24 protein-coding genes are annotated in these 26,999 nt (G+C 72.1%); 15 read left to right on the top strand and 9 right to left on the bottom strand.

What is annotated here, in order from left to right:
• Position 1: 1 nt before the first annotated feature.
• The gene (locus ACZ4MH_RS13420; protein ID WP_351594565.1) at positions 2-958 is read left to right on the top strand and encodes a helix-turn-helix transcriptional regulator; all 957 of its coding nucleotides are present in this window, start codon (positions 2-4) and stop codon (positions 956-958) included.
• Here the strand turns inward: ACZ4MH_RS13420 and ctaD are convergent.
• Positions 927-2,624: an aa3-type cytochrome oxidase subunit I gene (ctaD, locus tag ACZ4MH_RS13415; RefSeq protein WP_351594562.1), complete on the bottom strand. Its 1,698-nt coding sequence runs from the start codon at positions 2,622-2,624 to the stop codon at positions 927-929. The two genes, ACZ4MH_RS13420 and ctaD, sit on opposite strands and share 32 nt — an antisense overlap.
• A gap of 483 nt (positions 2,625-3,107) precedes the next feature.
• Here ctaD and ACZ4MH_RS13410 point away from each other — a divergent pair, with 483 nt between their 5' ends.
• Complete coding sequence (locus ACZ4MH_RS13410) at positions 3,108-3,323, top strand: I78 family peptidase inhibitor (RefSeq protein ID WP_351594559.1); 216 nt, start codon at positions 3,108-3,110, stop codon at positions 3,321-3,323.
• Between the two features lie 106 nt (positions 3,324-3,429).
• On the opposite strand, the gene ACZ4MH_RS13405 is transcribed toward ACZ4MH_RS13410, so the two are convergent.
• Both ACZ4MH_RS13405 and ACZ4MH_RS13400 read right to left on the bottom strand, forming a co-directional pair.
• Complete coding sequence (locus ACZ4MH_RS13405; protein ID WP_351594556.1) at positions 3,430-4,458, bottom strand: phosphatase PAP2 family protein; 1,029 nt, start codon at positions 4,456-4,458, stop codon at positions 3,430-3,432.
• A gap of 247 nt (positions 4,459-4,705) precedes the next feature.
• A complete protein-coding gene (locus ACZ4MH_RS13400; RefSeq protein ID WP_351594554.1) occupies positions 4,706-5,890 on the bottom strand; it encodes a glycosyltransferase family 39 protein in 1,185 nt (394 codons plus the stop codon).
• A 317-nt stretch (positions 5,891-6,207) separates the two neighbouring features.
• On the opposite strand from ACZ4MH_RS13400, the gene ACZ4MH_RS13395 reads away from it, so the two are divergent.
• Both ACZ4MH_RS13395 and ACZ4MH_RS13390 read left to right on the top strand, forming a co-directional pair.
• Positions 6,208-7,833, top strand: a complete 1,626-nt coding sequence (locus ACZ4MH_RS13395) for an MFS transporter (protein WP_351594551.1) — start codon at positions 6,208-6,210, stop codon at positions 7,831-7,833.
• 130 nt (positions 7,834-7,963) lie between these two features.
• Positions 7,964-9,151, top strand: coding sequence for an acyl-CoA dehydrogenase family protein (locus ACZ4MH_RS13390; protein WP_351594548.1), 1,188 nt, complete (start codon positions 7,964-7,966; stop codon positions 9,149-9,151).
• Between the two features lie 51 nt (positions 9,152-9,202).
• Here ACZ4MH_RS13390 and ACZ4MH_RS13385 read toward each other — a convergent pair whose 3' ends face one another.
• The 4 genes from ACZ4MH_RS13385 to ACZ4MH_RS13370 form a co-directional block, all read right to left on the bottom strand.
• Positions 9,203-9,658, bottom strand: a complete 456-nt coding sequence (locus ACZ4MH_RS13385) for a cell division protein SepF (RefSeq protein WP_351594545.1) — start codon at positions 9,656-9,658, stop codon at positions 9,203-9,205.
• A 295-nt stretch (positions 9,659-9,953) separates the two neighbouring features.
• Complete coding sequence (locus ACZ4MH_RS13380; RefSeq protein ID WP_351594543.1) at positions 9,954-10,889, bottom strand: ABC transporter substrate-binding protein; 936 nt, start codon at positions 10,887-10,889, stop codon at positions 9,954-9,956.
• Positions 10,886-11,404 carry a GNAT family N-acetyltransferase gene (locus ACZ4MH_RS13375; RefSeq protein WP_351594540.1) on the bottom strand — a complete coding sequence of 173 codons (519 nt, stop codon included), beginning with the start codon at positions 11,402-11,404 and terminating at the stop codon, positions 10,886-10,888. Before ACZ4MH_RS13375 ends, ACZ4MH_RS13380 begins: the two co-directional genes overlap by 4 nt.
• Positions 11,401-12,447 (bottom strand): LLM class flavin-dependent oxidoreductase, encoded by a 1,047-nt coding sequence (locus ACZ4MH_RS13370; protein WP_351594537.1) that lies wholly within the window; start codon positions 12,445-12,447, stop codon positions 11,401-11,403. Before ACZ4MH_RS13370 ends, ACZ4MH_RS13375 begins: the two co-directional genes overlap by 4 nt.
• A 436-nt stretch (positions 12,448-12,883) precedes the next feature.
• Between ACZ4MH_RS13370 and ACZ4MH_RS13365 the strand changes: the two genes are divergently transcribed.
• The 11 genes from ACZ4MH_RS13365 to ACZ4MH_RS13315 all read left to right on the top strand — a co-directional run bounded on the left by ACZ4MH_RS13365 (position 12,884) and on the right by ACZ4MH_RS13315 (position 25,420).
• Positions 12,884-13,756 carry an amino acid ABC transporter permease gene (locus ACZ4MH_RS13365; protein WP_351594534.1) on the top strand — a complete coding sequence of 291 codons (873 nt, stop codon included), beginning with the start codon at positions 12,884-12,886 and terminating at the stop codon, positions 13,754-13,756.
• Positions 13,753-15,603, top strand: coding sequence for an FAD/NAD(P)-binding protein (locus ACZ4MH_RS13360; RefSeq protein WP_351594531.1), 1,851 nt, complete (start codon positions 13,753-13,755; stop codon positions 15,601-15,603). Before ACZ4MH_RS13365 ends, ACZ4MH_RS13360 begins: the two co-directional genes overlap by 4 nt.
• Positions 15,587-16,477, top strand: coding sequence for an amino acid ABC transporter permease (locus ACZ4MH_RS13355; protein ID WP_351594528.1), 891 nt, complete (start codon positions 15,587-15,589; stop codon positions 16,475-16,477). Before ACZ4MH_RS13360 ends, ACZ4MH_RS13355 begins: the two co-directional genes overlap by 17 nt.
• Positions 16,474-17,235: an amino acid ABC transporter ATP-binding protein gene (locus tag ACZ4MH_RS13350; RefSeq protein ID WP_351594525.1), complete on the top strand. Its 762-nt coding sequence runs from the start codon at positions 16,474-16,476 to the stop codon at positions 17,233-17,235. Before ACZ4MH_RS13355 ends, ACZ4MH_RS13350 begins: the two co-directional genes overlap by 4 nt.
• A 1-nt stretch (position 17,236) precedes the next feature.
• Complete coding sequence (locus ACZ4MH_RS13345; RefSeq protein WP_467754496.1) at positions 17,237-18,241, top strand: ABC transporter substrate-binding protein; 1,005 nt, start codon at positions 17,237-17,239, stop codon at positions 18,239-18,241.
• Positions 18,242-18,282: 41 nt separating this feature from the next.
• A complete protein-coding gene (locus ACZ4MH_RS13340) occupies positions 18,283-19,314 on the top strand; it encodes an LLM class flavin-dependent oxidoreductase (RefSeq protein WP_351594519.1) in 1,032 nt (343 codons plus the stop codon).
• On the top strand, positions 19,314-20,630 hold the full coding sequence (locus ACZ4MH_RS13335) for an NtaA/DmoA family FMN-dependent monooxygenase (protein WP_351594516.1): 1,317 nt from the start codon (positions 19,314-19,316) through the stop codon (positions 20,628-20,630). The genes ACZ4MH_RS13340 and ACZ4MH_RS13335 overlap by 1 nt, the downstream gene beginning before the upstream one ends.
• A gap of 5 nt (positions 20,631-20,635) precedes the next feature.
• Positions 20,636-21,421: a DUF1684 domain-containing protein gene (locus ACZ4MH_RS13330; protein ID WP_351594513.1), complete on the top strand. Its 786-nt coding sequence runs from the start codon at positions 20,636-20,638 to the stop codon at positions 21,419-21,421.
• 284 nt (positions 21,422-21,705) lie between these two features.
• Positions 21,706-22,602: a S1 family peptidase gene (locus ACZ4MH_RS13325; protein ID WP_351594510.1), complete on the top strand. Its 897-nt coding sequence runs from the start codon at positions 21,706-21,708 to the stop codon at positions 22,600-22,602.
• Between the two features lie 270 nt (positions 22,603-22,872).
• On the top strand, positions 22,873-23,964 hold the full coding sequence (locus ACZ4MH_RS13320; RefSeq protein WP_351594507.1) for a slipin family protein: 1,092 nt from the start codon (positions 22,873-22,875) through the stop codon (positions 23,962-23,964).
• A gap of 388 nt (positions 23,965-24,352) precedes the next feature.
• Positions 24,353-25,420 (top strand): S1 family peptidase, encoded by a 1,068-nt coding sequence (locus tag ACZ4MH_RS13315; RefSeq protein ID WP_351594504.1) that lies wholly within the window; start codon positions 24,353-24,355, stop codon positions 25,418-25,420.
• A gap of 52 nt (positions 25,421-25,472) precedes the next feature.
• Here ACZ4MH_RS13315 and ACZ4MH_RS13310 read toward each other — a convergent pair whose 3' ends face one another.
• Both ACZ4MH_RS13310 and ACZ4MH_RS13305 read right to left on the bottom strand, forming a co-directional pair.
• On the bottom strand, positions 25,473-26,237 hold the full coding sequence (locus tag ACZ4MH_RS13310) for a metallophosphoesterase family protein (RefSeq protein ID WP_351594501.1): 765 nt from the start codon (positions 26,235-26,237) through the stop codon (positions 25,473-25,475).
• The gene (locus tag ACZ4MH_RS13305; protein WP_351594498.1) at positions 26,234-26,962 is read right to left on the bottom strand and encodes a DinB family protein; all 729 of its coding nucleotides are present in this window, start codon (positions 26,960-26,962) and stop codon (positions 26,234-26,236) included. The genes ACZ4MH_RS13310 and ACZ4MH_RS13305 overlap by 4 nt, the downstream gene beginning before the upstream one ends.
• Positions 26,963-26,999 lie beyond the last annotated feature (37 nt).

Raw genomic sequence — 26,999 nt, 5'->3', positions numbered from 1 at the left:
CATGTTGGAGACCTCGGCACGCCTGCTCCGCCTGCTCTCACTGCTGCAGGCCCACCGTGAATGGTCCGGCGCCGACCTGGCCGGCCGGCTGGGCGTGACGCCGCGCACCGTACGGCGTGACATCGAACGGCTGCGGGAGCTCGGCTATCCCGTGCACTCGGCCCCCGGCACCGCCGGGGGCTATCAACTGGGTGCGGGCGCCGAGCTCCCGCCGCTGCTGCTGGACGACGAGGAGGCCGTGGCGGTCGCGATCGGGCTGCGCACCGCGGCGGCCGGCGGCGTCGCGGGCATCGAGGAGACCTCCGTGCGCGCGCTGGCCAAGCTGGAGCAGGTGCTCCCGGCCCGGCTGCGGCGCCGCGTCAGCACCCTGAACGACTTCACCGTCCCCCTGGTGAGCGGCGCGGGGCCCCGCGTGGACGCCGCCGTGCTCACCGAACTGGCCGCCGCCTGCCGGGACAGTCAGCAGCTGCGCTTCGAGTACGCCACGCACGACGGCACGGTCAGCCGCCGCACCGTCGAACCGCACCGCCTGGTCAGCGCCCAGCGCCGCTGGTACCTCGTCGCCTGGGACACCGGGCGCGCGGACTGGCGCACCTTCCGCGCCGACCGGATCACTCCCACACCGCCGCACGGGCCGCGCGTGGCGCCCCGCACGCCGCCCGCCGAGGACCTGGCGGCCTACGTCTCCGACGGCGTCTCCAGAGCCGTGTACGCGGTGTCCGCGACCGTCCTGCTGCACGTGCCGCTGGCGGAGGCCGCGCAGCGCATCTCGCCCATGGCCGGGACCCTGGAGGCGGTGGACGACCGCACTTGCCTGCTGCGGACCGGCGCGGCGAACCCGGACGCGCTGGTCGTGCTGCTGATGATGACCGGCTTCGACTTCGAGGTCCGCGAGCCGCTCGAACTCCTTACGTACATACGGGAGATCAGGGACCGGTTGTCCCGGGCGTCGGCCTGAACCGCGCGTCCTCCTCCGTCAGTTCGCTGCGCGCTGTCGCCGGGTGGTGCAGGTCGAAGGCCGGGGACTCGGAGCGGATTCGGGGCAGGGTGAGGAAGTTGTGCCGCGGCGGGGGCGAGGAGGTGGCCCACTCCAGGGAGCGGCCGTAGCCCCACGGGTCGTCCACGCCCACCTTCGGCGCGTACTTGGCCGTCCTCCAGACGTTGTAGAGGAACGGCAGGGTGGAGATGCCCAGCAGGAAGGCGCCGATCGAGGAGACGGTGTTGAGGGCGGTGAAGCCGTCGGCCGCGAGGTAGTCGGCGTACCGGCGCGGCATCCCCGCCACGCCCAGCCAGTGCTGGACGAGGAAGGTGGTGTGGAAGCCGACGAACAGCGTCCAGAAGTGGATCTTCCCCAGCCGCTCGTCGAGCAGCCTTCCCGTGAACTTGGGCCACCAGAAGTAGAAGCCCGCGAACGTCGCGAAGACCACCGTGCCGAAGACGACGTAGTGGAAGTGGGCCACCACGAAGTAGCTGTCGGTGACGTGGAAGTCCAGCGGCGGCGACGCCAGGATCACCCCGGTCAGGCCGCCGAACAGGAAGCTCACCAGGAAGCCGACCGACCACAGCATCGGCGTCTCGAAGGACAGCGAGCCGTGCCACATCGTGCCGATCCAGTTGAAGAACTTCACGCCCGTCGGCACCGCGATCAGGAAGGACATGAACGAGAAGAACGGCAGCAGCACGGCCCCGGTGGCGAACATGTGGTGCGCCCAGACCATCAGGGACAGCGCGGTGATCACCATGGTCGCGGCGATCAGCATCATGTACCCGAAGATCGGCTTCCGCGAGAAGACCGGGATGATCTCGGTGACGATGCCGAAGAACGGCAGCGCGATGATGTAGACCTCGGGATGGCCGAAGAACCAGAAGAGGTGCTGCCACAGCAGCGGTCCGCCCCACTGCGCCTCGAAGACCACCGAGCCGAACCGCCGGTCCGCCTCCAGCACCAGCAGCGAAGCGGCGAGCACGGGGAAGGCGACCAGGACGAGGATCGAGGTGAAGAGCACGTTCCAGGTGAAGATCGGCATCCGGAACATCGTCATGCCCGGCGCCCGCATCCCGATGATCGTGGTCAGGAAGTTCACCGCGCCCAGGATCGTGCCGAAGCCGGACAGCGCCAGACCCATGATCCACAGGTCGTGCCCGATGCCGGGGGAGCGGACCATGGAGTTCAGCGGCGCGTACGCGGTCCAGCCGAAGGCCGCGCCGCCGGTCGGGGTGAGCAGCGAGCCCACCACGATCAGGCCGCCGAAGAGGAAGAACCAGTACGAGAGCATGTTCAGCCGGGGGAACGCCACGTCGGGCGCGCCGATCTGCAGCGGCATGATCTCGTTGGCGAAGCCCGCGAAGGCCGGGGTGGCGAACAGCAGCAGCATGATCGTGCCGTGCAGGGTGAACGCCTGGTTGAACTCCTCGTTCGTGAGCAGCTGCATCCCGGGCCGGGCCAGCTCGGCGCGCATCAGCAGCGCCAGCACCCCGCCGAAGAGGAAGAAGCCGAACGACGTGATCAGGTAGAGATGGCCGATCTTCTTGTGGTCCGTCGTCGTCAGCCAGTCCACCAGGACCTTGCCGGGGCGGCGGGCCGCGACCGGCCCGGCGCCCGCCTCCTGTGCCACTGTTCCCATCCGCGCCACCTCGTTCGTCGATCAGGACGTACCAGGGCATCTCTCGGGCTCGCCATGACGGCGGGACGTACTGGAGCTCGCCCCATGATGCGCGCCCCAACGGCCTTCGCGCGAGGGGGCGTCGGCCTGTCCCGGCCCCCGCGTGATGTGCGGGAAATGTGAGCGGAGTGTGCGTCGTCGGCGGATTACGGGACGCCCGATATCGCGTATCGGGTAAGGGGAATCCGAGGCCGTCGGATGATTGATTTCCGGAGCACCACAGGAGTTGTGCGGGTGAGTTCGCGGAAACCGATCGGCGGGAAATCGGGCCGGATTTTTCCGTTGCCGAAGTGATACCGGGGCGGGTCGTTCGGGTGACGGAAGTGGCGGTAAACCGGTCCCGACGGGCTGTGACAGAAGTGTGACCAATGCCGGACCCCGGGAACACTCCGGCGTGTCAGGAAGGCCCTTCCGTGTGCCGCGGGGGAGGCATACGGTGGCGCCATGGCGCCAGTACCGAACCTTCCGAAAGACCCGGACGACGACCTCGAGACCTATGTCGGTCTGGAGCGGCAGCAGGCCGAGGAACAGGCCCGCGCGCGCGGCTGGAGCACCGTCAGGTCGCTGCCGCCCGGCGCGATCATCACCATGGAGTACCTGGCGGGCCGGCTGAACTTCGAGGTGCAGGACGGCACGGTGAGCAAGTCCTGGAAGGGCTGAGCGGCCCGCGCGTCCCCGTACGACGACGGCCCCGGCCGGCTCCTGAACGGAGCCGCCGGGGCCGTGGTGTGCGGGGGTGTGCGTACCGTCCCGCACGTCTGCCGTGTCAGCTGCCCTGCGAGCGGCCGCGGACGGTCGTGGTGACCGGTGCGGTGCGCGGGGCACGGTCCGCGTGCGGCGGTCTTCGGCTGCCCGAGGGGGTGACCGGGGTGCGCTCCGAGCGGGTCGTGTGCGGGCGCGAGGGGTGGTGCGGCCAGGCCTCCGGGGACCGGCCCTGGCGTCCGCCGCCGGCCACCGCCGGCTCGCGGACCAGGACACCGTCCTCGGCGACCGCCCGCTGGCGGGAGACGCCGGCGGTGACGCCCGCCGGGCTCGCCGGTACCGGGAGGGGCCGTGCCACGCCGCCCAGCCGGTCCCGCAGCCGCCAGAGAACCGCCATCAGACGGGCCTCGGCCCAGGCCATGCCCGGCTCGCACCAGGGGAGCGCGAGCAGCACCAGGAGGCCGGCGGCCCAGCCCAGCAGCACGTCGCTGACCCAGTGGGTGCCGAGGTAGACGGTGGTCATGCCGACGCCGAGGGCGCCGAGCGCGGCGAAGACCGAAAGGATCCTGCGGCGCAGCGGGGTGGTCGCCAGATACGCCAGGACACCCCAGGTGACCACGGCGTTCGAGGTGTGCCCCGACGGAAATATATCGCCGCCGAGCCACATCTCGTTGGCCCCGATGGTGGTCGCGTAGTGCGGCCCGAGCCGGCCCATGCCGATCTTCGCGGCACCCACGGTGACGTTGAGCATCAGCAGGGCGACGCCCAGCACCAGCATCGGGTGGAGGTTCTTCTGCCGCCAGCAGCGCCAGATCAGCCATGCGGCCACCGCGACCGCGGTGGGGCCGCGCTGGCCCAGCACCACGAAGTAGTCGAGGAAGGCGTGGATGTCCGGCCATTGCTTGTACGGCCTGAACAGCATGACCTGCCAGTCGAGGGTGACCAGCCAGGAAGTCGTCAGCACGCCGAGCACGATCGCCGCATAGACCGCCACGGTGCCGCCGAACAGCCAGTGGCGTGTTCGCGTCATATACGGCCGGGCGCGCTCGCTCGGGTGCCCTTCCCTCTGGTCGGGCTTCTCATCGGTACGCACTCAATCGACGTTACCGCGTGTGATGTAGGCGCTTGGTCAAACCGTCCGCTTTGTAATGACGATGTGATGTGGAATGCGTCTCAAACAAGCCATTCGCCAGGGCCCTGCCAAGAGAATTCAGTAAATCGCTCTTTCGCCCCCGGGGCATCCGTGCGGCTGCCCGCTCAACGGGCTGAATGCATTTTCCCCGGCCGTGTTTATCGCGCATTTCCCGGGACGTCACGGCGCGTTCGCCGGGCCGCCGCGGTCACGGCGGGCCCGAGCCGTTCAGCCAGAACGCGCCGTACACCGCCGAGCCCACCGCGAGGACGCCCAGGACCGCCGCGGCGTACCGGGGGCGCCACCGGGCCAGCGCGACGGCCGGCGGCAGCAGCAGCGGGTACGCCGGCAGCATCAGCCGCGGCTTGGACCCGAAGTAGCCCTTGGCGGTCAGCGCCAGCGCCAGTACCAGGCCGCCGTAGACCAGCAGTGGCACCGGCCGCCCCTGCCGCACGCCGAGCACATACAGCCAGATGACCGCCGCGACCCCGGCCACCAGCGCGAGCCCAGCCGGGAAGGCGGGCCCCGTCAGCAGGTGCCAGGTGAAGGCGGCGAAGGCGAGGCCGCCGTCGAAGCCGTTGTCCCAGCCGGCCTGGACGTCGAGGTAGCCGGTGAGGCCGCCCTCGCGGGCGCCCACCCACAGGAAGAAGCCGCACCAGCCGAGCGGGGCGAGCACCGCCCCGGCGAGCAGCCGGCCGTGCCGCCGCCAGATGACCCGGCCCTCGCGCGACCGCTCGCGCCACAGGTGCAGCGCTGCCGCTGCCCATACGGCCGCGACGACCGCGGCGCCCACCGGCCGGGTCAGCCCGGCCAGCGACGTCAGCGCGCCGGCCCACAGCCACCGGCCGGTCAGTACCGCGTACAGCGCCCAGGCCGCGAGCGCGGTGAAGAGCGCCTCCGAGTACGCCATCGACTGCACGATGCCTATCGGGACCGCCGCCCACAGCGCGGCCAGCGTCACCCCGGCCCGCGGGCCGTGCAGCCGCTCGCCCGTCGCGTACAGCGCCCAGGCGGCAGCCACCGAGGCGGCCGCGCTCACCAGCAGCCCGGCGCCGGCCGCCGACAGCGGCAGCAGCGCCGAGAGGCCCCGCTCCAGCCAGGGCAGCAGCGGGAAGAAGGCGAGATTGGAGTGCACCTCGCCGCCGGGCAGCTGGACGGCGTAGCCGTAGCCGTGCTCGGCGACGCGGGCGTACCAGAGCGAGTCCCAGCGGGCCGAGAGGAGGGTCTGCCAGTCCTTGCCGGACGCCGCCGACCAGGCGGCGAGGACCGCGAGGCCCAGCAGGCGGATCGCCGCGTACGCCGCCAGGGCGGGCACGGCACGGCGCAGCGCGGCCCCGGCACCTCTGCCTGCCGCAGCCGGACCCGCGGTGGCGGAGAAAGCGAGATCGGTCATCGATCCGATTATCCAGGTGGTCGGGGACCGCGGTGGCACGATGGCGGGATCGGGGCGGGCACGGGGGTCGCGCCGGCACCTCACGGAGGGGGTGCGGAGGTCCCCCGAAGGAGTCGGCGGCGAAGGGTAGCGAGTGCCCTGTCCAGTGGGTATGAGAACCACCGGCCCTTGCGATGAGCATCTCATCGTGAGGTGAGCCATGTGTCCTGCCCGGCGACTCGCGTAGGCTTTCGTCACAACTCGCCCGTGCCGCCGGTCCCCCGGGGTGTTCGTCGTGCCCTCTGCGCGGCTGCGAGTGCTCGACAGGAGGTGCGTACATGTCCGGGACAACCGCGTCCGTCAAGAAGCGGGCGACTGGTATCACCCGGCATCGCGGCGGCGGCGCGAACCGCTGGACCGTGCTGATCGTGCTCTGCGTCAGCCTGCTGTTCGTCGCCCTCGACACGACGATCCTCTACGTCGCCGTGCCGGCCGTCACCGAAGACCTGCGACCGGGCCCGGTCGAACTGCTCTGGGTGGTCGACGTCTACCCGCTCATCGCGGCGTCCCTGCTGATCCTGTTCGGGACGCTGGGCGACCGGGTCGGCAGACGCCGGATACTGCTCTTCGGTTACGGACTCTTCGCGATCGCCTCGGCCGGCGCCGCGCTGGCGCCCAACCCGCAGATCCTCATCGTGGCCCGGGCCCTGCTGGGCGTCGGCGGCGCGATGATCATGCCCGCGACGCTGTCGATCCTGCGCCAGGTCTTCCCCGACCGGCGGGAGCGGGCCGTGGCCATCGGCGTGTGGAGCGCGGTCGCCGCCGTCGGCGCGGCCGTCGGCCCGGTGCTCGGCGGCTTCCTCGTGGAGAACTTCTGGTGGGGCTCGGTCTTCCTCATCAACATCCCGATGATGGCCGTCATGCTGCTGGTCGGCCGCTGGCTGCTGCCGGAGTCCCGGGGCGAGCGGAACGGCCCCTGGGACGTGCTCGGCGCGGTCGTCGCGGCGCTCGGCGTGCTCGGGCTGGTACTGGGCGTGAAGCGGATCGGCAGCGGCGCGCACGTCCTGGGCTGGACGACGCTGTGTCCGATGCTGGTCGGAGCGCTGCTGCTGGCCTTCTTCGTGCACCGGCAGCGGCGCCGTGAGCACCCGCTGATCGACATGCGGCTCTTCGCCCGCCCGGCCTTCGGCACGTCCGTCGGCTGCATCGTGCTGGCGATGCTGGCGCTGGTCGGACTGCAGCTCATAGCCGTGCAGTACTTGCAGCTCGTGCTCGGCATGAGCCCGCTGGAGACCGGGCTGCGGATGCTGCCGCTGGTCTTCGCCGCGATGGCGGCCGGGCTCACCGGCTCGCGGATGCTGCAGGTGCTCGGCCCGCGCGTGATGGTCTCGGGGGGCTTCGTGCTCACCGCCGTCGCGGTGCTGTGCCTGACCACGATGGGTACCCAGGACCACCTCGTGCAGCTGTCCGCCGGCTTCGTCCTGCTCGGCTTCGGCTTCCAGTCCACGCTCTTCGGCGCGTACGAATCGATGCTCAGCGAGGCGCCCGCCGAGGCGTCCGGGGGCGCGGCGGCCATCGGCGAGACCTCCTACCAGCTCGGCGCGGGCATCGGCGTGGCCGTGCTCGGCAGCGTCATGAACGCCGTCTACGCGCCGGGCCTGCACCGCGTCGCCGGTGTGCCGCACCGCGCGAGCCACGCCGCCGGGCACTCGCTCGGCGAGGCGTACCAGGTGGCCGGCGGCCTGGGCCGGCACGCGCGGCACGCGCTGCGCGAGGCGGCCCGCGCCTCCTTCGTGCACGGCCTGCACGTCACGCTCGTCGCCAGCGCGGTGCTGCTGCTGGTCGGCGCGGCGATCGCGCTGCGGCTGCCGCGGCGGGTGGCCGACGCGGCGGAACGCACCGACGGGGAGGCGCCGGGCCCGGGCCACGACGCCGAGCCGGCGCCCGCCGCCTCCGGTCGCTGAGCGCCGCTCTCCTTCTTGTTGCGGGCCCCGTCGCGGGCCCTCTTGTGGCGCGCCCGCGCGCGTCGTACCGTCTGCCGTGAGCAATAACTACCACTGCTAGTTTTCGCGCAGCCGCAGGAGGCACCTCGTCATGTCCGCATCCACCCTGCCGCCCTTCGACCCGGCCGACCCGCTGGGCATCGACGACCTGCTCTCCGACGAGGACAAGGCCGTCCGCGCCACCGTCCGGCAGTGGTCCGAGGACCGCGTGCTGCCGCACGTCGCCCAGTGGTACGAGGACGGCGAGCTGCCCGGCATCCGCGAGCTGGCCCGCGAGCTCGGCTCCATCGGCGCGCTCGGCATGTCGCTCACCGGCTACGGCTGTGCAGGCGCCTCCGCCGTCCAGTACGGCCTGGCCTGTCTGGAGCTGGAGGCCGCCGACTCCGGCATCCGCTCGCTGGTCTCCGTGCAGGGCTCGCTCGCCATGTACGCGATCTGGAAGTTCGGCTCCGAGGAGCAGAAGCAGCAGTGGCTGCCGAGGATGGCCGCGGGCGAGGTCATCGGCTGCTTCGGCCTGACCGAGCCCGATCACGGCTCCGACCCGGCCGGGATGCGCACGTACGCCAAGCGCGACGGCTCGGACTGGGTGCTCAACGGCCGCAAGATGTGGATCACCAACGGCTCGGTGGCCGGCGTCGCGGTGGTCTGGGCCCGCACCGACGACGGCGTCCGCGGCTTCGTCGTGCCCACCGACACCCCCGGCTTCTCCGCACCCGAGATCAAGCACAAGTGGTCGCTGCGCGCCTCGGTCACCAGCGAGCTGGTCCTGGACGACGTACGGCTGCCCGCCGACGCCGTACTCCCCGAGGTCACCGGGCTGCGCGGGCCGCTCAGCTGCCTCAGCCACGCCCGGTACGGCATCGTCTGGGGCGCGATGGGCGCGGCCCGCGCCAGCTTCGAGGCGGCGCTGGAGTACGCGAAGACCCGCGAGCAGTTCGGCAAGCCGATCGGCGGCTTCCAGCTCACCCAGGCCAAGCTCGCCGACATGGCGGTCGAGCTGCACAAGGGCGTCCTGCTCGCGCACCACCTCGGGCGCCGGCTGGACGCGGGGAGGCTCCGCCCCGAGCAGGTCAGCTTCGGCAAGCTCAACAACGTGCGGGAGGCGATCGAGATCTGCCGTACGTCGCGCACGATCCTGGGCGCGAACGGGATCTCGCTGGAGTACCCCGTCATGCGGCACGCGACGAATCTGGAATCGGTGCTCACCTACGAGGGCACCGTGGAAATGCACCAGCTGGTGCTGGGCAAGGCGCTCACGGGGCTCGACGCCTTCCGGTGACGGGCCGGCGCTTTCCTGCGGACCGGCACCGGCCGGTCCGCAAGAAAGCTCCTAACTCTGGTTGAAGAATCCGCCCTGGCGGCCGCGGCCCGCGGCCTCGCCGCCGCTGACGATCCGGTAGTCGGGCGGCGTGAGGAGGAAGACCCGGGTCGCCACGCGCTCGATGGAGCCGCGCAGCCCGAAGGTCAGCCCCGCGGCGAAGTCGACGACGCGCTTGGCGTCGGTGGACTCCATGGCCGTGAGGTTCACGATCACCGGCACACCGGAACGGAAGAGCTCGCCGATCCCGCGGGCGTCCCGGAAGCCGTCCGGCGTGATCGTGGCGATCCGGGTGCCCTGCTGCTGCGCGGTCTGGTCGGCCACCCGCACGCGGGGGTCGGTCACCCAGGAGTTGCCGCCCGTCTGTTCGGCCTCGGACCCCTCGGCGTAGTCGTCGTCGTAGTAACGCTCGTCATCGTTGTCGTCGACGAGGCCAAGCCACGCACTCGCCTTGCGCACCGATCCCATGGACGCCTCCTCTCTCCCGCGGTGTGCTGTCCGCCCCTCTATGGTCGGCCATGACGCGGATGATGTGCCAAGTGGATAGCCGCCGCATGGGGGGTTCGTGACACATCTGGTGCAATGAGGATGGCACAGCGTCAGCTTCAAGGCGACGACCGCGAACTGACTGTGCGAAGGGTGTCACCCGGTGTGCGTGCTCCCTTGGCCCCCTCCGGCAGGACAGAGTGGAAGATACCGGAAAGAATGGGTCCGTAAGGAGGGGACCAGGGCATATGCGTGTTGACCGGTCAGTCGGCGTGCGTCATCCCTTCGCCGGCGGGTTGATCCGGGAGGCGCCGATCGCCGAACTGCTCGTGCCCCATTTCTTCAGGATGCGGTCGTACGTGCCGTCCTTCTGCAGCCGGTTCACCGCGGCCCGGAAAGCAGGCGTGAGGGCGCTGCCCTTCTTGAAGGCGAAACCCACGTCGAGCCGCTGGTACTCGTTGAGGAAGCGCAGCCCCTTCTGCTGCCGCACCGCGTAGCGCAGCCCGTTGATGGTGCTCATGACGACATCGCTGCGGCCCTGCTGCAGGGAGATCCACAGCGCGCCCTGCTCGGCATAGGTCTTGACCTCGTACGGCTTCTTGCCCGCCCGTGCGCACTTCGGGCGGTTCGCCTCCAGCGTCGCCTCGAAGGTCGTGCCCGCCGAGGTCGCCACCGTCCGGCCGCACAGCTGGGTCAGGTCGGTGACCTTCTTCAGCGGGCTGTCGTCGCGGACCGCGAAACCCTGGCCGTCGTTGATGTACGTGACGAAGTCGACCGTCTGCCGGCGCTCCTTCGTGACGCCGAAATTGCCCGTTCCCAGGTCGTACTTGCCGCTCCCGAGCGCGGGCAGGATCGCTTCAAAGCTCGCCACCTCGCGCTTGAGGCGCAGCCCGAGGACCTTCGCCGCGGCGTCGGCGAAGTCGATGTCCTGGCCGGCCACGGTCTTCCCGTCCGGCAGGTAGGCCGCGCCGGGCGGCGTGCCGACGCTGGTGGCGATGGTGAGCGCGCCGCGCTTGCGCACCGCCGCGGGCAGCAGCTTCGCGGCGGCCGGGTCCTTTCGTACGTCCGCGGTGACATCGGTGGTGGGGATCTTCGCCTGCGAGCCGCCCGCCGACGCCTTCGTTCCGCCGCCGTCCGGGGCGGCGCAGGCGGTCAGGGCGAGGGCGGCGGTGGCGAGCAGGGTGGTGGCGGCGCGGACTCTGCGGGGGTTCATGGGGTCGGGTTCTCCAGGTGGTGGGCGGCCGGCAGGTCCTTCTCGAACGGCAGCGGGCCGATCGTCTCCGGGTCGGCCGTCAGGTCGAAGAGCGGGCGGTAACCGGCCGCCAGGTACAGGCCCTTGGCCTCCGGCTGCCGGGGCCCGGTGGTCAGGTACAGCCGGACGTACCCGCGGCTCGCCGCGTCGGCCTCCAGTACGCGCAGCACCTGCCGGGCCAGTCCCCGGCGGCGGTGCGCCGAGTCGGTCCAGATGCGCTTGAGTTCGGCGGTGGTGGCGTCGTACCGCCGGTACGCGCCGCCGGCCACCGGCCGGCCGCCCTCCAGGAGCAGCAGGAACGCGCCGCCGGGCGCGGCGAACTCCTCGGGCGGATACTCCCGGTCCAGATCGACCGGTTTCTCGTAACGGGTGCTGTATTCGTGCGTCAGCTCGGCGAGCAGCGGGCGGGCCAGCGGGTCGGTGACCGTGGTGTGACGCACCGTCAGGTCGACGAGGCGTGGTGCCGGGCCGGTCATGCGCGGTCCCACGGGAGCGGGTCGGGCGCCTCCTTGCGGAGCACCGGCAGCACCTGTTCGGCGGCCAGCCGCAGCACCTCGGCCTTGCGCGCGAACGGCAGTCCGGCGCTCTCCACGCCGAAGAACTGCACCGCGTGCCCGTACGCCGCGTGCTGCTGGAGGATCTTGTCGATGACCCGGTCCGGCGAGCCGGCCAGCAGCGGCCCGTGGGCGGCGGCGTCGGGGTAGTCGCGGAACGGGGTGTTGTTGCCGGGCACGTTCCGGGCCGCGACCGCCGCTTCGTAGTACGGCGCGAACTCGCGGCGCGCGGTGTGGTCGTCGGGGGCGACGTAGAGCGTGCCGCCCGCGCCGACCAGCGCGGCCGACGGGTCGTGCCCGTACTCCGCCCAGCGTTGCCGGTAGTGGTCGATCAGCCGGGCGTAGTCGGCGACCGGCTGGATGACGTTGGCGGTGAACAGCGGGTCGCCCCACAGGGCGGCGAGGTCGGCGGAGCGCTCGCTGGTGGCGCTGCCGTGCCAGATGGTGGGCGGCCGCCGGTACGGCCGGGGGAGCGTGGTGGCGTTCTCAAGGGGTGGACGGAACCGGCCCGACCAGGTCACCTTCTCCTCGCTCCACAGCCGGCGCAGCAGCTCGTAGTTCTCCTCCTGGAGGTCGTACTGGTCCGCCGGGTCGCGGCCGAACAGCTGCCAGGGCTCGGGGGCGTTGCCCTTGCCGGTCATCAGCTCCAGGCGGCCGCCGGAGAGCTGGTCGACGGTGGCGTACTCCTCGGCGACCCGGACCGGGTCCAGGGTGGACAGGACGGTGACGGTGGTGAAGAGCCGGATGCGGTGGGTGCGGGCGGCGATCGCGCCCAGGACCGCGGACGGGGAGCTGGAGAGGAACGGCGGGCCGTGCCGTTCCCCGACGCCGAACGCGTCGTAGCCCAACTCCTCGGCTAGTACGGCGAGTTCGATGACCTCCTGGAGTCGTTGGCGGGGTGTGAGGAGCCGTCCGGACACCGCGTCCGGGACGTTGTCGATCAATGTCATGACGCCAAAGCGCATGGGCTGCGCCCTTCTTCGAGCAGGCCGAAGGAACGGGAAGAGCGAGGGGAGGGTGCGCCGAGGGAGGCGCGGAGGGTGTGTGAAGGCGCGGCGGATCAGGGAGAGGTGATCAGAACCGCGAAACGGCCCGGCCGGACGGGGCGGCGGGCAGGAGGCAGGGGGTCAGCTCAACAGGACGACGACCACACTCGACCGAAGTCGATGTGGTCGCGTGTGACCAGCCGCTGCCATGAGTACATGCCGCCAAGTGGAGCAGGCATCCGTTTGCGCGTCAACTGCCTCTGAGACCCGATTCTCACAGTGTGGACAGGCTTGACAGGGCGCGGTACCCCCGCCATAGCCTCAAGGACCGGCCGTGCTGAGGGGCGCGACCGTTTCTCCGCCTGTGTGAAGGCGTACCACCCGTGTTCGATCACTGCATCCACGGAGCCTTCGCATGCCTTCCGTACAGCCGGTTTCCGGCACCCTCGACCCGCCCGCCGCGCTACCGCCCGGCCCGGAGCCGGCCCCCGCGCCCCGCATCGTCCCGCGCCGCCGCACCGGCCAATGGGCCGCCGCAGCCCTCGTCCTGGCCCTGCTCGCGCTCGCCGCCACCTCCGTCGTCCGCAACGACGCGTTCCAGTGGGACGTGGTCGCCGGGTACTTCCTCACCACCGCCGTGCTGCGCGGCCTCGGCCTCACGCTGTGGCTCACCGCGCTGGTCATGGTGCTCGGCTTCGCGCTCGGCACGCTGCTCGCCGCGATGCGGCTGTCCGCCAACCCCGTGCTCAGAAGCGTCGCCTGGGGCTACGTCTGGCTGTTCCGGTCGATGCCGATCCTGGTGCAGCTGCTGTTCTGGTTCAACATCGGAGCGCTGTACCCGCACATCCTCGGCATCAGGACCGTGAACCTCTTCGGTCCGCTCACCGTCGCCCTCATCGGCCTCACCCTGCACGAGGCCGCCTACGCCGCCGAGGTCGTGCGCGGCGGCATCCTCTCCGTCGACCGCGGCCAGCTGGAGGCCGCGCAGTCCCTCGGCCTGAGCCGGTGGCGCCGCGGCCTGCGGATCGTGCTGCCGCAGGCGATGCGCTCGATCGTGCCGCCCGCCGGGAACATGCTGATCGGCACCCTCAAGGGCACCTCGATCGTCAGCGTCATCGCCGTCCAGGACCTGCTGTACTCCGTCCAGTTGGTCTACCACCGCACCTACCAGGTGATCCCGCTGCTGCTGGTCGCCACCCTCTGGTACGTCCTGGTGACCTCGCTGCTCAGCGTCGGCCAGTACTACCTGGAGCGGCACTACGGGCGCGGCGCGGAGCGCACCCGATGAGGCCGTCCCTGGTGATCGTGGGGGCCGGGCCGCGGGGGACCGGTCTGCTGGAGCGGATCGCCGCCAACGCCGCCGCGCTGTACGGCGACCGGCCGCTGGACATCCACCTCGTCGACCCGCACCCGCCCGGCGGCGGCCGCATCTGGCGGCACGACCAGTCCCCGCTGCTGTGGATGAACTCCACCGCCGAGGACGTCACGATGTTCACCGACGACTCGGTGGAGATGGCGGGCCCGGTCCGCCCGGGGCCCACGCTGGCCGCCTGGGCGCGGCAGGCCGGGGAGGGCGCCGTCGAGGTGGCGCCCGAACTGGCCGCCGAGGCCGGCGCGCTCGGGCCGCGGGACTTCGCCGGCCGCCGGCTGCAGAGCGGCTACCTGGAGTGGGTGTACGCGCGAACGGTCGCGGAGCTGCCGCCCGGCGTCACCGTGCACGAGCACCGGCAGCCCGCCGTCCGCGTCGCGGGCCCGCGCGAGGGCCGCCAGCAGGTCTGGCTGGCGGGCAGCCCCACCCCGCTCGTCGCCGACCTCGTCGTGCTCACCCTCGGCCACCTCGGCGCCGAACCGCCGCCCGAGCAGCGGGCGCTGGCCGCCTTCGCCGCCGAGCACCGGCTGACCTACCTGCCGCCGGACTTCACCGCCGACAGCGACCTGTCCGGGCTGCGCGCGGGCGAGCCGGTGCTGGTACGGGGCATGGGCCTGGCCTTCGTCGACCTGATGATCCTGCTCACCGAGGGCCGCGGCGGCAGCTACCTGACCCGGCCCGACGGGGAGCTCGCGTACCTGCCCTCGGGCGAGGAGCCGGTGCTGCACGTCGGGTCGCGGCGCGGCGTGCCGTACCACTCCAAGATCGGGTACGGCTGGACGGGCGAACGGCCGCCGCTGCCCCGGTTCTTCGGCCCCGCCGAGGTGGACGCGCTGCTCACCCGTCCCGGTGGCGCCGACTTCGCCCGGGACGTGTGGCCGCTGATCGCCAAGGAGCTGGGCTTCGCCCACTACCACCGGCTGTTCACCGCCCACCCGGAGCGCACGGCCGTCCACTGGACCGACTTCGAGGAGAAGTACGCGGCCACCGACCACGGCAGCGCGGCGCTCCAGGCCCTGGTCGCCGCCTCCGTGCCCGACCCCGCCGACCGCCTCGACCTCGAAGCGCTCGACCACCCGCTGGACGGCGTGCGCTTCGCGAGCGAGGCGGCGCTCCAGGACGGCCTGCGCGCGTACATCCAGGCCGACCTGGACCGCCGCCACGACCCCGCGCACAGCCCCGACCAGGCCGTCTTCCTCGCGCTGCTGTCCGTCTACGGGCAGCTGACCCGGATCGGCGACCGCGGCCCGTGGTGGCACGGCTTCTTCAGCTACCTCGCCTCCGGACCGCCCGGGCCCCGGCTGCGGCAGCTGCTCGCGCTCTCCCGGGCCGGCGTCGTGAAGTTCCTCGGCGCCGATACGACGGTCACCGCCGACGCCTCGCACGGGGTCTTCCGGGCCCGCAGCGCGAGCCTGCCCGGCGCCGAGGTCACCGCCCGGGCGCTGGTGGAGGCCCGGCTCCCCGAACCGTCCGTCGCGCACAGCCGGGACGCGCTGCTGCGCGACCTGTACGCCGACGGCGCCGCCGCCACGCCCGGCGGGCTGCTGCGCGTCGACGCCGCCGACGGCCGGGTCCTGGACCGTTCCGGCCGGGCCCACCCGCGCCGCTTCGCGCTCGGCCCGCACACCGACGCGCGCGCCTCCGGCGCCTTCACCCGCCCCGGTACCAACGCCCCCTCCTTCCGCCAGAACGACGCCACGGCGCGCACCCTGCTCGCCTTCCTCGCCGCCCGAACTCCCAAGGACTCCTATGCCGCTGACCAGTGACCCGCCGCTGAGCGAGGCCCCCGGACGCGCCCGTACGGACGCGCCGGAAGCCGCGCTGAAGATCGTCCCCGTACGCCACCCGGGACGCTGGATCGCCTGCGCGCTCACCGCCGTCCTCCTCGCCCAGTTCGCCCACGGGCTGATCACCAACCCCGGCTGGGAGTGGCCGGTCTTCGCGCAGTACTTCACCGCGGGGACCATCCTGCGCGCGGTCGGCACCACCCTCCAGCTCACCGTCTACGGCACGGCCCTGGGCTTCCTGCTCGGGCTGGTACTCGCCTTCATGCGGCTGTCGGCCAGCCCCTTCCTGCGCGCGGTGGCCGTCGGCTACATCTGGATCTTCCGCGCGATCCCGCTCATCGTCCAGCTGCTGTTCTGGTTCAACCTCGCCTACCTCTACAGAAGGCTCGACGTCGGCATCCCCTTCGGCCCCGGCTTCGTCTCCTTCGACACGGCGGGCCTGGTCGGCGCGATGAGCGCGGCCGTCCTCGGGCTCGCGCTGCACCAGGCCGCGTACGCCGCGGAGATCGTGCGCGGCGGCGTCCTGGCCGTGGACAGCGGCCAGACCCAGGCCGCCGCCGCGCTCGGCATCCCCCGGCTACGGCAGCTCCGCCGGATCGTCCTGCCGCAGGCCATGCGCGGCATCCTGCCCAACGCCGCCAACGAGGTCATCTCCCTCTTCAAGGGCACCTCGATCGTCTCCGTCATGGCGATCGGCGAACTCTTCTACCAGGCCCAGGTCATCTACGGGCGCAACGGCCGGGTCGTCCCGCTCCTGATGGTCGCCACCGTCTGGTACGTCCTGCTCACCGGCGCCCTCTCCCTCGTCCAGCACGCCATCGAACGACACTTCGCAAAGGGGGCCACGCGATGACCGCGATGGTCGACATCAGGTCCGTGACCAAGAGCTTCGGCCCGGTGGAGGTGCTGCGCGGCATCGACCTGACGGTCCGCACCGGCGAGGTCACCGTCGTCCTCGGCCCCTCCGGCTCCGGCAAGTCCACGCTGCTGCGCACCATCAACCACCTGGAGAAGGTCGACAGCGGCCAGGTGAGCGTGGACGGCTCCCTGGTCGGCTACCGGCGCTCCGGCGACAAGCTGTACGAGCTGCGCGAACGCGAGATCCTCAAGCAGCGCACGCACATCGGCTTCGTCTTCCAGAACTTCCACCTCTTTCCGCACCTGACCGTGCTGGAGAACATCACCGAGGCGCCCGTCTCGGCCCTGAAGAGGTCCCGGAAGGACGCCGAGGCCACCGCCCGCCGGCTGCTCGAACGGGTCGGCCTCGCCGAGAAGGCCGACGCCTACCCCAAGCAGCTCTCCGGCGGCCAGCAGCAGCGGGTGGCCATCGCCCGCGCCCTCGCCCTGGAACCGAAGCTGCTCCTCTTCGACGAGCCGACGTCCGCGCTCGACCCGGAGCTGGTCGGCGAGGTCCTCGACGTCATCAAGGACCTCGCGCACCAGGGCACCACGATGATCGTCGTCACCCACGAGATCGGCTTCGCCCGCGAGGTCGCCGACACCGTCGTCTTCATGGACGAAGGACGCGTCGTCGAACAGGGCCCGCCCTCCCAGGTGCTCGACGCGCCGCGCCACGAGCGCACCAAGTCCTTCCTCTCCAAGGTCCTGTGACATGCCAACCCTCAGAAGGAGCCCCTCCGTGAACCGCCGCCGCGCCCTGACCACCGCCCTCGCCGCCACCGGGTCCCTGCTGCTGGGGGCCTGCGGCAGCGGCACGGCCTCGACGGCGGATGCCGGTGCGGCGCCGGGCGGCTCCGCCGCGAAGAAGATCAACACCAGTCCCGACCAGCACCGCATCCATGTCGCGAAGGACCCGAAGAGCGCCGCGCTGGTGCCCGCCCGCATCCGCGCGCGCGGCACCCTCCACCTCGGCGCGAGCACCGGCAGCGCGCCCCCGCTCGGCTTCTACGCCACCGACGACCGCACCCTGATCGGCGTCGAGCGCGACCTCGCCACCCTCGTCGCCGACACCCTCGGCCTCAAGCCGCAGTTCGAGCCGCTGTCCTGGGAGAACCTCTTCGTCGGCCTGGACAGCGGCAAGCTCGACGGCGTCTTCTCCAACGTCACGGTCACCGAGGAACGCAAGGAGAAGTACGACTTCGCCACCTACCGGCTGGACGAACTGGGCCTGGAGGCCCGCAAGGGCAGCCACTGGAAGGTGCGCGGCGCGGCGGACGTGGCCGGCAAGCGCATCGCCGTCGACTCCGGCACCAACCAGGAGAAGATCCTCGTCGAGTGGAACGAGGAGAACGAGAAGGCGGGCCGCAAGCCCGCCGACATCGCCTACTACAAGAACCCCTCCGACTACTACCTCGCCCTCCAGTCCGGCCGCATCGACGGCTACTTCGGCCCGAACCCGACCGCCGCGTACCACGCCGCGACGACCGGGCAGACCGAGATCGTCGGCAGGTTCTCCGGCGGCGGCCGCCTCGTCCAGGGCAAGATCGCGGCCACCACGAAGAAGGGCAACGGCCTGGTCGACGCGTATGCCGCGGCCCTCCAGCACGTCATCGACAACGGCGCGTACGAGAAGGTGCTCGCCCGCTGGAACCTGCGCAGCGAGGCCGTGCGGAAGTCGGAGATCAACCCGCGCGGACTGCCCAGGACCGCGCGATGACCATTCCAGAATCCGTCCGCCGCACCGGAAGGCGTACTCCCATGTCCGTACCCCAGCGGCTGCCGCACCTCGCCGTCGCGCTCGACGCTCCCGATGTACAGGGGCCCTTCGACGCCGCACACTACGTCCGCCTCGCCCGGCTCGCCGAGCGCGGCACCCTCGACTTCGTCACGCTCGGCGACACCTTCGCCCGGCCGGGCCCGGACGCCCTCGCCGTACTGGCCCGGGTCGCGCCGCACACTGAACGCATCGGGCTGGTCCCGACGGTGACCACCACCCACACCGAGCCGTTCCATCTCGCCACCGCCGTGCAGACCCTGGACTGGGTCAGCGGCGGCCGGGCCGGCTGGCAGGCCGGGGTGTCCCGGACGCGGGCCGAGGCCGCGCTCTTCGGGCGCCGGCCGGCGGCGCCCGCCGACGCGCTGTGGCGGGAGGCCGCCGACGTGGCCGACGTGGCAGGGCGGCTCTGGGACAGCTGGGAGGACGACGCGGAGATCCGGGACGCCGCCACCGGCCGGTTCATCGACCGCGGCAAGCTCCACTACGTCGACTTCCGCGGCACCTCCTCCACCGGCGAGCCCTTCTCCGTACGCGGCCCCTCCATCGTGCCCAGGCCCCCGCAGGGCCGGCCCGTCATCGCCGTCGACGCCACCGAGGACGCGGCCCGGGAGGCCGCGGCGGCCCGCGCCGACGTCGCGCTGGTCCGCGCCGAGGACCCCGACACCGCCTTCGCGGTCCGCGTCGAACTCCGCGCTCGCGCCGAGGAATCGGGCCGGAACCCGGACGATCTGCGGGTGCTCGCCTCGCTGCCGGTCGAGCTGGCGGCGCCCGGGGACGCGGCCGGGCTCGCCGACCTGCTCACCGACTGGCACGCCGCCGACACGGCCGACGGCTTCCACCTGCGGACCGCCGACCCGGCACGCGACCTGGCCCGCCTCGTCGACGGCACGGTCCCCGTACTCCGCCGGCGCGGCCTGCTGCGCCGCTCCTACCCGGGCGCCACCCTGCGCGAGCACCTCGGCCTTGCGCGCCCGGCCAGCCGTTACGCCGTCCGCACCGGAGAGGCATCCTGATGACGAGCGAACCCCGCAAGCGGCTGCACCTGGCCGCTCACTTCCCGGGTGTGAACAACACAACCGTCTGGCAGGACCCCAAGTCCCGCTCCCAGATCGACTTCTCCTCCTTCGTGCACCTGGCCAGGACCGCCGAACGCGGCCGCTTCGACTTCTTCTTCCTCGCGGAGGGGCTGCGGCTGCGCGAGCACAAGGGCCGCATCCACGACCTGGACGTGGTGGGCAGGCCCGAGTCGCTCACCGTACTGAACGCGCTGGCCGCGGTCACCGAACGGCTGGGCCTGGCCGCCACCGTCAACGCCACCTTCAACGAGCCCTACGAACTCGCCCGGCGGCTGGCCACCCTGGACCACCTCAGCGACGGGCGGGCCGCCTGGAATGTGGTCACCTCCTCGGACGCGTTCACGGGTGAGAATTTCCGGCGCGGCGGCTACCTCGACCACGCGGACCGCTACACCCGGGCCGCCGAATTCGTCGCCACCGCACGCGAGCTGTGGGACTCCTGGTCCGAGGACGGGACGCCGCGGCCCTTCGCGCACACCGGGCAGCACTTCGACATCCGCGGCGAGTTCACCGTCCCGCGCAGCCCCCAGGGGCACCCCGTCGTCATCCAGGCCGGGGACTCGCCCGCGGGCCGAGACTTCGCCGCCTCCGCCGCCGACGTGATCTTCACCCGGCACGGCACGCTGGAGGCGGGCCGCGCCTTTTACGCCGACGTCAAGGGCCGGCTCGCCGCACACGGGCGTACGCACGACTCGCTGAAGATCATGCCGGGCGTCACCTTCGTGCTCGGCGACACCGCGGCCGAGGCCCAGGAGAAGGCCCACCACATCCGCCGCCAGCAGGTCTCCCCGCAGAACGCGCTGCTCACCCTGGAACAGATCTGGGGCGTGGACCTCTCCCACCTCGACCCCGACGGCCCGCTCCCCGACTTCGACCCCGAGCCCGACCCCAAGCTCACCCAGGGCCGGACCCGGCTCGGCGACCCCCAGGAGATCGCCGGCCGCTGGCGGGCACTCTCCGAGGCCAAGGGGCTGTCCCTCCGCGAGACCGTCATCGAGGCGACCGGCCGGCAGTCCTTCATCGGCACCCCGGAGACGGTCGCGGCCGAGATGGACGCCTTCGTGACCGCCGACGCGGCCGACGGCTTCATCCTCGTACCGCATCTCACCCCCGGCGGCCTGGACGAGTTCGTGGACCGGGTCGTACCGCTACTGCAGGAGCGCGGCGCGTTCCGTACGGAGTACGAAGGCAGCACGCTCCGCTCCCACCTGGGGCTGCCGGAGGCCGCTCCCCGCCCGGTATGGAAGGGTTGATGACCATGAGCACGGAAGCAGAGAAGGACTGGCGGGCCTGGCACGCCGCGCGCGAACGGACCGTCTCCGGGCCGTCCGGACCCCTGGCGCTGACCGGCACGTACTGGCTCGCCGACCAGCCCGGCGGCCGCATCGAGGGCGTGCCCGGGCACTGGACCGAGGACGGCGACGCGGTACTCCTGACCGCCGCCCCCCAGGACGGGCTGCGCGTGGACGGCGTACCGCTCGACGGCGAAGCGCGCCTCGGCGCGGACGGCGGGCCGGAGACGGCCCGCGTCACGCACGGCGACCGGCGGCTGGTGGTGCTGCGGCGCGAGGGCCTGTGGGCCGTCCGCGTCTTCGACCCGCACTCCGCGGCGCTGCGCGCCTTCACCGGCATCGACGCCTTCCCGTACGACGCGCGGTGGCGGCTGACCGGCCGGTTCCGCCCGTACGAGCAGGGGCGCACGGTCCAGGTCCCGAACGCCGACGGCCGGGAGCGGGGCCTCGGCCTCGGCGGCGAACTCGCCTTCACCGTCGACGGCGAGGAGCACACCCTCCAGGCCGCGGTGGAGGCCGACGGCTCGCTGTGGGCCGTGCTCGCGGACGCCACCAGCGGCACCGAGAGCTACCGCTTCCGGTTCCTGCGGCCGCCCGCGCCCGCCGCCGACGGCACCGTCACCGTCGACCTGAACCGCACCCTGCTGCCGCCCTGCGCCTTCGCCGACCACTTCATCTGCCCCTTCCCCCCGCCGGGCAACACCCTCCCGTTCGCGCTGCGCGCCGGAGAACGGCAGCTCAGCGAGGGGTGAGGCGCGCGGGCCCGCCGCGCAGGAACCGGATCGGCGGGCCGCACGTCGAAGATCCGACCGAGGGGGCCGGAACCACGGCCCCGGCAGCAGATATCTCCGCCGCCGGGGCCATTCGCCATGCCCCGGGCCGGAAACGGCCTCTTGCGCACCGCGCCCGGACACTCCAGACTCCCGTCCAGCGCTTGTCAGGGGCACGCGGAAAACGGAACCCGTGGAACCCGTGCTGCCTGGCTGCGCCTCACGGGCCGCCCACAGGCGACCCCCGATTCCCCTCGGAGGAAGACGTGAGGAACGAGCGCACCACCCCCCGCAGCGGCGTCACCAGACGCACCCGGCTGATCGCCGTGGCGTCCGGCCTGCTCGTCGCAGGCGCCGTGGCCGTACCCAGTGCCAGCGCCGACGTCCACCCGGCCACCACCTTCAGCCCGTCGCAGCTGTCCGCGACGAGCGACTCGGTCCGCGCGGCGGACGTCGCGGGTACCGCATGGCGGGTCGACAAAGCGACGAACACCGTCGTCGTCACGGTCGACAAGACCGTCTCCCAGGCCGAGATAGCGAAGATCAAGAAGACGGCCGGCCTGAACGCCGGCGCCGTCAGCATCGAGCGCACGGCCGGCACGTTCCAGAAGTACATCTCCGGCGGCGACGCGATCTACGCCCCGAGCTGGCGCTGCTCGCTCGGCTTCAACGTACGCAGCGGCACCACCTACTACGCCCTGACCGCCGGCCACTGCACCGACGGCAACCCGCCGTGGACCACCGGCAGCGGCGCGTCGATCGGCCCGACCGCCGGCTCCAGCTTCCCCGGCAACGACTACGGCATCATCAAGTACACCGGTTCCGTCTCGCACGAGGGCACCGTCGGCAGCCAGGACATCACCAGCGCCGGCACCCCGTCCGTCGGCCAGACCGTCACCCGCCGCGGCTCCACCACCGGCATCCACAGCGGCAAGGTCACCGCCCTGAACGCCACCGTCAACTACGGCGGCGGCGACGTCGTCTCCGGCCTGATCCAGACCACGGTCTGCGCCGAGCCCGGCGACAGCGGCGGCCCGCTGTACGCGAGCACCAAGGCGCTCGGCCTCACCTCCGGCGGCAGCGGCAACTGCTCCTCCGGCGGCACCACGTTCTTCCAGCCGGTCACCGAGGCGCTCAGCGCCTACGGCGTCAGCGTGTACTGAGCAATGCCCCGGCCCTTCCCCATGGCCGGATGAGTGTTCTCGGCACCCCGCACGTACTGAGGGATACTGCGCCACTGGACTGCAGCCAGCAGCAGTAGGCCCCCGCTCGCCGCGGCGAGCGGGGGCCCTTGCGTTTACGCAGGTCAGCGCGTCGACCATGATCGGTTATTTGTTTCCGATCCGCACCGACACTCGACCGCCCCGGCAACCGGGCATACCGTGTAACTACGTGCGACTCGGACGGCTGACAGCTCTGTCTAGGGGGCCGTGATGGTCGAGGAACTGGTCACGACCGGCGTGGCGCTCGCCGCGGCGGGCGCGGTGTACGCCATGGCGGCGGCCCGCGTGGTCAAGCAGTACGAACGCGGTGTGGTGCTGCGGCTCGGGCGGCTGGCCTCATCCGTACGCGAACCGGGATTCACCATGGTCATCCCGGGCGTCGACCGGATGCGCAAGGTCAACATGCAGATCGTCACGATGCCCGTGCCCGCACAGGAGGGCATCACCCGCGACAACGTCACGGTCCGAGTGGACGCGGTGGTCTACTTCAAGGTCGTGGACGCCGCCGAGGCGATCATCCGGGTCGAGGACTACCGCTTCGCCGTCTCCCAGGTCGCCCAGACCTCGCTGCGCTCGATCATCGGCAAGAGCGACCTGGACGATCTGCTCTCCAACCGGGAGAAGCTCAACCAGGGCCTGGAAGTCATGATCGACAGCCCCGCGCTGGGCTGGGGCGTGCAGATCGACCGGGTGGAGATCAAGGACGTCTCGCTGCCGGAGACCATGAAGCGGTCGATGGCCCGGCAGGCGGAGGCGGCCCGCGACCGGCGGGCCCGGGTGATCAACGCCGACGCCGAGCTGCAGGCGTCCAAGAAGCTGGCCGAGGCCGCCGCGCAGATGTCCGACCAGCCCGCCGCGCTCCAACTGCGGCTGCTGCAGACCGTCGTCGCGGTCGCGGCGGAGAAGAACTCCACGCTGGTCCTGCCCTTCCCCGTCGAACTGCTCCGCTTCCTGGAGCGCTCCGGCCTCCAGGCCCAGGCGCAGACGGAGGCGTACGAGCGGGCGCGGGACAGGGACGGCGGCCGGGCTCCCGAGGACGCGCGCCCGGAAGAGGTCCGCAGGGAGAGCATGACCCGGGAGGACGTGAGCCGCGAGGAGATACCGCTGGACACGGCGGAGGAGGACCTGCCCGGCATCGAGTCGGGCATCGACCTGCCGGAAGTGGAGGTCCCCGGCGTCGAGATCCCGGGCGTCGAGGTCCCCGGCGTGGAGGCCCCCGGCGTCGAGGTCCCCGGGGCGGAGGTTCCAGGGGTGGAGGTGCCCGGGACCGAGGCAGCGCCGCGGGACGACACCGCGAAGTGACGCCCGGGGCAGGGCATGGGGGCGGAGATGGGGGAGGGGCTGGGGCGCGCGGAAGGTGATCGTCGGTTTCCGGACCGGTGCGGTCCTCACTGTGCGCTGACCACCGGCTGCCCACCGTGTGCGTCCGGTACCGGAAAGGGGAGGGACATGCGCGGATATCGGTGTGCAGGACCCGTGGACGATCGGTGAATCGTCGTACGCAAGACCGGAACACGGTCTTGTGCGCGCCCCTGCGGGGTGGGAATACTCGGCGGCGCGCATTGGCATGGACGCGACTATCGGTCCGTGCACGTCCGTGTCTGGAACCTCGGGCACAGACTCTCACCCCTCAGGGCCCGCGGCTTCCCCCACGTTTCGGCGGGCCCTTCCCCCCACGGGAGGTCTTGAGTTGAAGCACCGACGCATACCCAAGCGCCGCGCCGCCCTCGCCGGAGCGGGCGCCCTCGCCCTCGCCGCCAGCGCCGGCTTCGCGCTCAGCGCCAACGCCAGTCCGGCCCCCGCACCGCAGCCGCTCTCGCTGACGCCCACCGCGGCCGGCAAGCTCGCCGCGCAGCTCACCGACGGCACCGCCGGCTCGTACTACGACGCACAGGCCAAGAAGCTCGTCGTCAACGTCGTGGACAAGGCCGCGGCCGACACCGTACGGGCCAAGGGCGCCGAGCCCAGAATCGTCCAGCACACCCTCGCCCAGCTGAACGGCGCCCGGCAGACCCTGAAGTCCAAGGCCACCATCCCCGGCACCTCCTGGGGCATCGACCCCCGGAGCAACAAGGTCGTCGTCACCGCCGACCGCACGGTCAAGGGCGCGCAGCTCGCGAAGCTCACCAAGGTCGTCGACAGCCTCGGCAGCAAGGTGCAACTCACCCACAGCAAGGGGGAGTTCAAGCCCTTCATTGCCGGCGGCGACGCCATCTGGGGCAGCGGCTCGCGCTGCTCGCTCGGCTTCAACGTCGTCAAGGACGGCCAGCCGTACTTCCTCACCGCCGGCCACTGCGGCAACGCGGTGAAGAGCTGGTCGGACTCCCAGGGCGGCGGCGAGATCGCCGCCACCGAGGACTCCAGCTTCCCCGGCAACGACTACGCGCTGGTGAAGTACACCGCCGACACCGACCACCCCAGCGCCGTCGACCTCTACAACGGCAGCAGCCAGGAGATCAGCGGCGCGGCCGAGGCCACCGTCGGCGAGAAGGTACAGCGCAGCGGCTCCACCACCCAGGTGCACGACGGCACCGTCAAGGCCCTGAACGCCAGCGTCAACTACCAGGAGGGCACGGTCGACGGCCTGATCCAGACCGACGTCTGCGCCGAGCCGGGCGACAGCGGCGGCGCGCTGTTCGACGGCGACAAGGCCATCGGCCTGACCTCGGGCGGCAGCGGCGACTGCTCCGGCGGCGGCGAGACCTTCTTCCAGCCGGTCACCGAGGCCCTGCAGGCGTACGGCGCGCAGATCGGCTGATCCACCCCGGCTCCACGGCCCGGCTCCCGAACGGGGGCCGGGCCGCTCGCCGTCACCGCCCGTCCAGCGGCCCGAAGGCGGCCAGCGCTTCCTCGGCGGTGTGGGCGCTCCGTACGTACGTCTCCGCCCACCGGGCGGCGTCCGGAAAGCCGGACTCGCGCGCGATGCGGGCGCACGCCGCGTCCCGGTCGTAGTCCGTCCGGCGCAGCGCGACCGCGCCGCCGCCGGGGCCGAGCAGCGCCCAGTGCGCGCCGGGCCGCCCGTACGGCATCCCGACGCTCCCCGGGTTGACCACCAGCCGCCCGTGCGTGATCCGGACGAACGGCATGTGGGTGTGGCCGCAGACCACCGTCCGTACGCCGTCCGCCACCCCGGCCAGTACCTCGGCGAAGCGCTCCGGCCGGGAGTCGGCGAGCACCACCTCCGCGTCGTCGCGCGGCGTGGCATGGCAGAAGAGGACCGCGCCGAGGCCCGGCACGTCCCGCGTCACCGTCGCCGGGAGCGCGACGAGCCGCTCGATGTCGGCGGGGGAGAGCTGCCCGGCCGCCCAGGGCGTGATCGTGTCGGGGGCCGGGGCGCCGCGGTCGCGGTGGCACGCGATCAGCTCGCGTTCGCCGTTGCCGGCCAGCCACACGGCGCGGTCGCCGAGGCCGCGCAGCAGGTCGAGGGTCTGGCGGGGGAGCGGCCCGGACAGCAGGTCGCCGGTGAGGACGACGGTGCGCGCCGCCCGCACGTCGGGCTCGGCCAGTACGGCTTCCAGCGCGGGGGCGACTCCGTGGATGTCGGACAGCACGGCTACCGCGGCGGTGTCGGTCATGCGGTGGGCGTGGCAGTGGCGGAGCGGGTCCGCCACAGGTCGCGGAGGAGCGCGATCTCGGACATGTGGTGGATGAATTCGAGGTTGGCCCCCGCCAGCACGGCGATGAAGGGGTCGTCGGGGTCGGAGCCGTAGGGGTACTGCGAGAAGCCGACCGTGTCGAGCTGCTCGTCGGTGACGGTGGCGATGCTCTCGCGCCAGCGGTCGATCGCCGCCCAGAACCGCTGGAGCGCCACGGCGGCGGAGGGGGTGAAGTCGACCAGCAGCTTCGGCTCCCGCCGCCGTTCGCCGAAGGTCCACTCCCAGGGGCCGGCGAAGTGGAAGTGCAGGTGTCCCAGCCGCCACGCGATGGTGGTGAGCGGCGTCCGGTCGGGCTCCGGCGCGCCGGTGTGGGCGAGGACCTGCTCGACCCGCTCGACGCTCACGCTCCAGTCGTCGGCGATCTTGGCGACGGTCATGCCGTCGGCGGCCTGCCGGGCGACCTCGGCGTACTCGCTCGCCGGGATGTCCGGGGCGCCCAGGTCGAGCACCCACTCGCCCGGCCCGAACGCCCTGGGCGTCACCGCCTCGTCCCGGCGCCGGATCGACCAGCAGCCGGGCACCGGCTCCCACAGGTACTCCTCGTCGCCGAGCCCCGTCAGCCGCACCTGGGCCATCTCCCTGGCCTTGTCGAACTGGTCGAGCAGTACGCCCAAGCGGTCGGTCCGCACGCGCTCGGTCTCCATGCCTGGCCCCCTTCGCGGCCGCGGACCGTACTGGCCG

The sequence above is a fragment of the Streptomyces sp. NPDC026301 genome, from assembly GCF_055567935.1.
This window is presented reverse-complemented; position numbering and strand designations above follow the sequence as displayed.

What these genes read in the sequence shown, in the direction of transcription:
- ACZ4MH_RS13345 (WP_467754496.1), top strand. Translation starts at nt 17,237, where the DNA reads ATGCCAACCCTCAGAAGGAGCCCCTCCGTGAACCGCCGCCGCGCCCTG.
- ACZ4MH_RS13385 (WP_351594545.1), bottom strand. Translation starts at nt 9,658, where the DNA reads ATGGGATCGGTGCGCAAGGCGAGTGCGTGGCTTGGCCTCGTCGACGAC.
- ACZ4MH_RS13340 (WP_351594519.1), top strand. Translation starts at nt 18,283, where the DNA reads ATGTCCGTACCCCAGCGGCTGCCGCACCTCGCCGTCGCGCTCGACGCT.
- ACZ4MH_RS13305 (WP_351594498.1), bottom strand. Translation starts at nt 26,962, where the DNA reads ATGGAGACCGAGCGCGTGCGGACCGACCGCTTGGGCGTACTGCTCGAC.
- ACZ4MH_RS13335 (WP_351594516.1), top strand. Translation starts at nt 19,314, where the DNA reads ATGACGAGCGAACCCCGCAAGCGGCTGCACCTGGCCGCTCACTTCCCG.
- ACZ4MH_RS13375 (WP_351594540.1), bottom strand. Translation starts at nt 11,404, where the DNA reads ATGACCGGCCCGGCACCACGCCTCGTCGACCTGACGGTGCGTCACACC.
- ACZ4MH_RS13320 (WP_351594507.1), top strand. Translation starts at nt 22,873, where the DNA reads ATGGTCGAGGAACTGGTCACGACCGGCGTGGCGCTCGCCGCGGCGGGC.
- ACZ4MH_RS13370 (WP_351594537.1), bottom strand. Translation starts at nt 12,447, where the DNA reads ATGCGCTTTGGCGTCATGACATTGATCGACAACGTCCCGGACGCGGTG.
- ACZ4MH_RS13390 (WP_351594548.1), top strand. Translation starts at nt 7,964, where the DNA reads ATGTCCGCATCCACCCTGCCGCCCTTCGACCCGGCCGACCCGCTGGGC.
- ctaD (WP_351594562.1), bottom strand. Translation starts at nt 2,624, where the DNA reads ATGGGAACAGTGGCACAGGAGGCGGGCGCCGGGCCGGTCGCGGCCCGC.
- ACZ4MH_RS13380 (WP_351594543.1), bottom strand. Translation starts at nt 10,889, where the DNA reads ATGAACCCCCGCAGAGTCCGCGCCGCCACCACCCTGCTCGCCACCGCC.
- ACZ4MH_RS13350 (WP_351594525.1), top strand. Translation starts at nt 16,474, where the DNA reads ATGACCGCGATGGTCGACATCAGGTCCGTGACCAAGAGCTTCGGCCCG.
- ACZ4MH_RS13395 (WP_351594551.1), top strand. Translation starts at nt 6,208, where the DNA reads ATGTCCGGGACAACCGCGTCCGTCAAGAAGCGGGCGACTGGTATCACC.
- ACZ4MH_RS13410 (WP_351594559.1), top strand. Translation starts at nt 3,108, where the DNA reads ATGGCGCCAGTACCGAACCTTCCGAAAGACCCGGACGACGACCTCGAG.
- ACZ4MH_RS13365 (WP_351594534.1), top strand. Translation starts at nt 12,884, where the DNA reads ATGCCTTCCGTACAGCCGGTTTCCGGCACCCTCGACCCGCCCGCCGCG.
- ACZ4MH_RS13400 (WP_351594554.1), bottom strand. Translation starts at nt 5,890, where the DNA reads ATGACCGATCTCGCTTTCTCCGCCACCGCGGGTCCGGCTGCGGCAGGC.
- ACZ4MH_RS13360 (WP_351594531.1), top strand. Translation starts at nt 13,753, where the DNA reads ATGAGGCCGTCCCTGGTGATCGTGGGGGCCGGGCCGCGGGGGACCGGT.
- ACZ4MH_RS13355 (WP_351594528.1), top strand. Translation starts at nt 15,587, where the DNA reads ATGCCGCTGACCAGTGACCCGCCGCTGAGCGAGGCCCCCGGACGCGCC.
- ACZ4MH_RS13330 (WP_351594513.1), top strand. Translation starts at nt 20,636, where the DNA reads ATGAGCACGGAAGCAGAGAAGGACTGGCGGGCCTGGCACGCCGCGCGC.
- ACZ4MH_RS13420 (WP_351594565.1), top strand. Translation starts at nt 2, where the DNA reads ATGTTGGAGACCTCGGCACGCCTGCTCCGCCTGCTCTCACTGCTGCAG.
- ACZ4MH_RS13310 (WP_351594501.1), bottom strand. Translation starts at nt 26,237, where the DNA reads ATGACCGACACCGCCGCGGTAGCCGTGCTGTCCGACATCCACGGAGTC.